This window comes from Streptomyces lonarensis, from assembly GCF_012033735.1.
Lineage (GTDB): Bacteria > Actinomycetota > Actinomycetes > Streptomycetales > Streptomycetaceae > Streptomyces > Streptomyces lonarensis.
Window position 1 is genome coordinate 1 of record NZ_JAAVJD010000472.1, and the last position, 1,189, is coordinate 1,189.

Consider the following 1,189-nt stretch of genomic DNA (forward strand, 5'->3'; position numbering starts at 1 on the left):
CGGGGTTGTTGCGTGCGAGGCGTCGTGCGGCTTTGGCGAGGATGTTGATGTAGACGGGGGCTTCGAAGTCGACGTAGAAGGGGCGGGGTTCGGTGGGGGAGACGATGAAGGCGTAGCGGGGGAGGTCGTGTCGGGTGCGCCAGTTGCGGGCGCGTATCCAGCGGCGGGCTTCGTTCTTCTCGTCGGCGAAGTCGAGGTCGTCGCCGGTGAAGCGCCAGGACTCGCGCTGGACGGTCATGCGGTCGATCGTCACCCGCGGCACGTGGTCCGCGTCGGGGAAGAGGCGGAACAGGTCCATGGCGAGGGTCGTCAGCACATGGCCGAAGACGTCGAGGACGTCGAACTCCGCCCCGTCGGGCAGCACCGTGAGCAGCCGGCCGCCACGCCGCACCACCGAGGCGTCGGCGCTGAGGACCGTCCGCGGCCGGTAGGGGTCGGCCGTCTGGTCGCGCAGCGCCACCAAGTAGTCCTCGGGCCGCACCAGCACGTTCTGCACCCGCACCGAGAGCCGGGAGGAGTGCTCCTTGGGCAGCATCGGCAGCAGCCTGGGGGCAGGGTGGTCCTTGTCGGTCAGGGCGAACAGCTCGGCGGGGTCCGGATGCTGGCTGACGAAGAGTGAGGCCGCCATCGTGTTGGTCGCCAGGTGCATCTCGCCGAGGACGAGGGAGAAGTCGCCGCGGGCCACGGCGTCGGTGCTGTCGGCGACGACCAGGACGTCCGGGCTGACGTACCGCGCCGCCGTCCAACCGGGGGCTGCCGCGGGGAACTCGGCCGCGACACCCGCGGCCAGGCCGCTCCCGTCGATCCGGACCCGCCGGGCCCCGGTCGGGAGCGGCAGCAGGCGCGCCCACCGCCGGCGGAACTCCGCCGCGACCTCGTCGGCCGCGCTCCGCGCGCCGCCGTGCAGCACCGGCATGCACGCCAGCCAGAACGCTCCGAGGTCGACCTCGCCGTCGACCGAGGCCGCGAGCTGGTCGAAGACCTTGTCCGCCTCCCGCCGCACGACCGTCGCCAACTCGGCCATCAGCCAGGCCGCGCTGTCCAGGAGCGGGCCGAGGGGGGCCATCGCGTCGAGGATGGTGTGGCCGATGGTGGCGGTGGTGGAGCGGCGGGTGTCGGTGTAGAGGAGGGAGCGGTTGGGTGCGGTGCGGGTGCTTTTGTTGCGTTGGGATGCGGTGTGGGTGATGTC

At 72.0% G+C, this 1,189-nt stretch carries 1 protein-coding gene; it reads right to left on the reverse strand.

Features of this window, described 5'->3' with window-relative positions:
• Positions 1-1,189: lantibiotic dehydratase (locus tag HCN56_RS25605; RefSeq protein ID WP_209313199.1), on the reverse strand; the 1,189-nt coding region annotated here is incomplete at both ends.